The organism is Rhodoferax sp. GW821-FHT07G04 (genome assembly GCF_059418585.1).
The window spans coordinates 1-5,617 of sequence record NZ_JBWKQD010000013.1; the positions used below are offsets into that span (position 1 = coordinate 1).

General features: G+C 62.2%; 3 protein-coding genes. All 3 read left to right on the forward strand.

Features of this window, described 5'->3' with window-relative positions; genetic code table 11:
* The first annotated feature begins 45 nt into the window (after positions 1 to 45).
* A complete protein-coding gene (locus AC07OO_RS25370; RefSeq protein WP_495084958.1) occupies positions 46 to 438 on the forward strand; it encodes a phage tail assembly chaperone in 393 nt (130 codons plus the stop codon).
* A 5-nt stretch (positions 439 to 443) separates the two neighbouring features.
* Positions 444 to 746, forward strand: coding sequence for a DUF1799 domain-containing protein (locus AC07OO_RS25375; RefSeq protein WP_495084960.1), 303 nt, complete (start codon positions 444 to 446; stop codon positions 744 to 746).
* A 33-nt stretch (positions 747 to 779) separates the two neighbouring features.
* Positions 780 to 5,617: phage tail length tape measure family protein (locus AC07OO_RS25380; protein ID WP_495084959.1), on the forward strand; the 4,838-nt coding region annotated here is incomplete at its 3' end.

Here is a 5,617-nt window from a genome sequence, read left to right on the forward strand (position 1 = left end):
GGCTGGGTACGGGCATTTTCTTCACCACTCTGCGAAAGAACCATCATGGCAAAACTCGTACTGGGCAAACGCCCCAAAGACTTCAAGCGCACCATCAGCATCCAGATGCTGGACGGTACCACCGGCACCGTCGAGTGCACCTTCAAATACCGCACGCGCAAAGAGTTTGGCGAATTCATCGATGCCAAGACCGAGGCCGCGCTGGAGGCCGTCAAGGCCGAGGGCGATACCGACAAGCCGTTTAGTCTCAAAGAGCATCTGGAACAGTCCAGTGAGACCAGCGCCGTGTACATCATGGACATCGTCACTGGGTGGAATCTGGACGTTGAGCTGTCCTTGCAATCGTTGCAAGACTTGGCCAACGAATTCCCTGGTGCCCCGGGCGCAATCATTGAGATGTACCGCGCTGCCATCTGCGACGGCCGGTTGGGAAACTAAAGGCCATCGCCGTAGCGTTTTACCAGCGTCCGCCCAAGCAAAACGCCGCGGCTGACGACTGGTTTGAGTTCGACGACTTCGACGATGGCGACATCGAGATCTGGCCCGAGAACCTGGAGGCCTTCGCCCTGTTTTGCCGGCTGCAGACGCAATGGCGCGTGGGCATGTCAGGCGTTACTGGCTTCGACTACCAGGTGGTCTACCGGTTGCTTGACCGGCTGACAGATGCCCCGGAGGAATGGGACCAGCTGTTGGCCGACCTGCAGGTGATGGAGCTCGCCGCCATCGCTGAAATCAACAAAACCTAGCCACCCTCGCGGTGGCTTTTTTATATCCTCCCCATGTCAGATGATCTAACCATACAGGGCGAAGTCGTTGTCCGTGCCGACCAGGCTACTGCGGCATTTGACCAGGTCGCCGACAAGGCACAGGCCATGGCGGACGGCGTGGTGAACGCAGCTGGCAAAGCGGGCCAAGCTGCTGACGGCATGGGTAACGCCGCAGAGAAGGGCGCTGACAAGTTCACCCGGGCAGAAGGGCGCATCGAAGCGTCGATCAAACGCGCGACGCGCGAGTTTGAGCTGCTGGGCAAGACGGCCTCGCAGCGGATCGAATTCAACATCAGCGACAAAGGGCTCGACGCCGCCAAATTCGAGCCGATGCTCCAGAAGTTGCGCGAGGTAGAGGCCAAGGCGCGCGATGCCCAAAACGCCGCCAGCGGCTCTCTGGACAGCATTGGCATGTCCGCCAAGGCCACGGCCGCCGCCATGCGCGGTGTGCCCGCGCAGTTCACCGACATTGTGGTCAGCCTGCAGAGCGGGCAAAAGCCTCTGACTGTGCTGCTGCAGCAGGGCGGGCAGCTTAAGGACATGTTTGGTGGCGCGGGCAACGCTGCGCGTGCGCTGGCCACATATGTGACGGGCCTGGTTACCCCATTCACGTTGCTGGCGGCAGGCGTGGCGGGTGTGGCCTATGCCTACTACAGCGGCAGCCAAGAAGCGGCTGCGTTCACCAAGGCCATCGTTCTGTCGGGCAACGCTGCGGGCGTCACCGCGTCCCAGCTCGGCAGCATGACGGCCAATGTTGCCAAGATCACGGGCAGCACACAGGGCGCTGCGGCCGAGGCGCTGGCGGCGGTGGTGCAGTCCGGTGCCGTTGGCTCGCAGAACCTCGAAAAGTTCTCCGCAGCGGCCATCAACTACAGCAAGGCGACAGGGCAGGCGGTTGCAGATACCGTCAAGCAGTTTGATGAGCTGCGCAAGTCTCCTCTGGAGGCCTCGCTCAAGCTCAACGATTCCACCAACTACCTTACCGCCAGCCTGTACCGGCAGATCAAGGCGCTGGAGGAGCAGGGCCGCCTGGTCGAAGCCGCTGCGTTGGCGCAGACGGCGTATGCCGACACCATCAACTCACGCGCTGCCGAGATCGTCAACAACCTCGGCTTATTTGAGCGCGGGTGGAATGCGGTTGCCAAGGCTGCCAAAGGGGCGTTGGATGACATCAAGGGCATTGGCCGACCTGACACGCTTGGCGAGAAGATTGCCATCAAGCAGCAGCAGGTGGATGCGTTTGCAAACGCAAAGTACACCAATAGCGACGGGCTCACCGCAGAAGGTCGGGCTATCCAATTGGAGCGGATGCGGGCCGAGCTGGACGCGTTGAAAGAAGTAGACCGACTCAGTGGCCGGGTTGCTGCAAAGCGAGCTGAAGAAGCTGCATCTGTCAAATCCTTGGCTGCATGGGAAAAGGAAGGTGAGCAGTTCAAGTCGAAGGCCGTCAGGCTGGAAGAGGCCTTGGTCAAGGCTCGGATAGAGGGGCAAGACCTTATCAACAAAGGCCTCATCACGGAGCGAGAGCTTGCCGAGCGCATAGCTGGCATCCGTAGGCAATATACCGACACATCGGGCCAGTCGGAGGTAGCTGGCATCCGCGCCAAGATCATCGAACAGACCAAATACCTGGAGCTACTGAAAACCTCCGGCTCTTCGGTCGACAAAAGGACTGATGGCGAAAAGCTGGTCACCAAGATACAGGAAGAGCTCAAGACGTCCATCAACGGCGTTGCGCGCGCGGAAAAGGAAAGAGCACTGGTAGCGGCCCAGGCTCTAGCTACCGTGGATCGCCAGGTGCTGGCTGAGCAGAAGTATCACGATGCCATGAAGGCCTCGGCGGATCTGCTGAACCAGCAGATCGACGCCGTTCGCAAGCAGGCCACCAGCATTCACGACCAGGCCCTGGGACAAGAGGCTGTTAACGCCAATTTTGGCAAGTCCAAAACCGCCATTGAGCAAAGCACCCTGGCCCTGCTCAAGCAGCAGGCGGCCGAGGCTGATTCGTCCAGCCAGTTCGCGCCGGCCTACGTGGCGGCGCTGCAGTCCAAGGTCGAGGCGCAGGAGCGTTTTGTCAAGGCGCTGCAGGAGACCGAATACAAGCAGGAAGCGCTGAAGCTGACCGAGGCCGCGATCGCGGCCTCGCAAGAGACCGACACGCTGCGCCTGCAGGTCGAGCTGATTGGCCAATCCCAGCAAACGCGCGAGCGCATCATTGGGCAGCGCCAGGTGGAGCTGCGCCTGGCAAAAGAGCTGGCAGTCATTGAAAAGCTCAACCTGGGCGAGGGGCCGGAGGCCGACGCCCGGCGTGCCGAGCTGCGCGCACAGGCAACGGCCAACGCCGTTCTCGAGGCCAACAACGTAGCCACCAAGGCGGTGGTCGATGAATGGCAGCGCACGGCCGACAGCATCAACCAGTCGCTGACCGACGCGCTGCTGCGCGGTTTTGAGTCCGGCAAGGGGTTTGCCGAGAACCTGCGCGACACCGTTGTCAACATGTTCAAGACCATGGTGCTGCGCCCCATCATCAGCGCCATCATCAGCCCGGTTACAGGCCTCATCAGCAGCGCGGTAACTAGCGTTGTGGGTGGTGGCGGTGGCGGACAGGTTGGCGGCGCAGGTAACGTCTTGAGCGCGGCAAGCGGCATCAATTCCCTGTACACCAACGGCGGTAGCCTGATGACTGCTGGCTCCCAGGCGCTCACCACGGCCACCAACTACCTTGGCGGGCTGTACGCAAAGATCACCGGCACCACGCTGTCCAGCGTGATTGGGTCGAGCGCGGCCAGTGGTGTTGCGGCCACTGCTGGTGGCACTGCCATAGGTGGTAGTGCGGGTATCGGGTCGGGCACCGTGCTGGGCGGTGGGACGGCCACTGCCAGCTCCGCGACAGGCTTTGCTGGCATCCCCATTGCTGGTTGGATCGCCATGGGTGTTCTGGCGTCGGGCGAGGCCTATAACCAGGGCTTCCGTGCCGGCAACAACGGGGGTGTTGGCTTTACCGTGAGCGATGGCGCGAACAGCGGGCCAAAGGGCAGCTTCCTCGGCCCCAATGGCATCGTCAACGCGACCGACAGGCTCTGGCAGAGTATTGGTGTCGATCCCAAGACTGCCGCCATGTTGTCTGGCAGCGCGCTCGGCGCACAAGGCATGTACGCCGTGCTGGGTGGCTACCAGGTCAGTGAGGCGGGTGGTGGCATCAGCGGCAGGTTGAGTACCACAGGTGCAACGGCCCAGCGGCGCACCGACTACACCCAAGACCATCGGGGTGCATTTGGAATTGGCTCCTACACCACCCACAACAGCAGCTATTCGGAACTGGACGGCGGCTCACAGGCCGCGCTCGACGGCGGTGTGCGGGCCACGACTGCGGCCGTGAAGGCCTACGCCGCTGCCATTGGCCTGACGGCTGATGCGGTGAACGACTTCACCCAGGACATCAACATTGACCTGGGCGGCCTGGATTCCGAAGGCGTGCAGAAAAAGCTGATCGAGACCTTTGCGGGCTTCGGCGATGCAATGATCACCAGCGCCTACGGCAGCGCGTTGAAAGGCATGGCGCGCGCTGGGGAAACTTCGTCGCAAACCCTGGAGCGCCTCTCGTCCAGCTTGGGCATTGTCAATGCTGACCTGAAGCAGCTTGGCATTGTGATGCTGCCCGTCAGCGTGGCCAGCGCCAGCATGGCCAGCGGCCTGGTCGATGCCTTTGGTGGCGTGGAGAAGCTGCAGGCCAGCGTGGGCACGTACTACGACGCGTTCTACAGCGACGCCGAAAAGGCTGCCAACGCCACCGCGAGCTTGAGGGCTCAGTTTGCAGCACTGGGTGTTTCGGTGCCGGCTTCCAAAGAAGAGTTCCGCCACCTGGTGCAGAGCATTGATATCTCCACCGCCAGTGGGCAAAACCTCGTGGCGTCCCTCATTAACCTGGCGCCAGCGTTTGACCAGGCAGCGGCTTCTGCCAGGGCTGCGGCGAACAACATGTTGTCCGCCATTCAAAACTGGGGCTCGGCGTCGGACGTGCGCGGTTTCCAGGCCCAACAGCTTCAGCAAACGCTGGCTGCGGGTGGGTTGAACCTGAGTATCAGCGACATCATGTCCGCCACGCAGGCCTCGGCCTTGGCGTATTACCAGTCGCTTGACCCGGCGTCCAGCCAGGCCCAGGTGTTGCTGTCCAACCAGCAGGCCATCTTTGACTTTGTGGGCGGTGTTAGGCAGGCCACGCCCGGCGGCTTTGGCTCTGGTGTGGGCAGCAGTGGCGGTGGTGGTGGTGGTGGGGGCGGCAGTAGCGCCGGCGAAACGGCTGCGTCCAGCATTGCCAGCGCCTGGCAGCAGATCACTGACAGCATCTATGCAGAGGTGAAGCGCATCCGTGGGCTGATAGAGGGCACGGGCGAGGCGGCCTTTGCCGCGGCAAAGACGCGTTTCAGCATCGCCACGGCCCAGGCCCGTGCGGGTGACCAGGACGCTGCCAAAGCGCTGCCAGAGCTGAGCCAAAACCTGTTGACCTTGGCTGAAACCAACGCGCAAACGCTGCTGGAGCTGCGGCTGCTGCAGGGACAAACCGCTGCAAGCCTGACCACCACGGGCGGCATTTTGTCAACCCGGTTTGGGCTGACGGTGCCGTCTGCAGGTGTGGGCACAAACGTTGTGCCGCAGGCCAGTACACAGGTCTTTTCGGCTGCCTACAACCCGGGGCTGAGTGGCACCGGCGCTAGCAATGACGTTGCAACCGCAGCTGCATTGGCTGCGCTGGCTGAGCGGATCGATGCCATTGAGGCCAACACCCGGGCGGGGGCGCAACACGGTGCCACCACGGCCCGCATCTTGACCCGGGTCACACCCGACGGCGA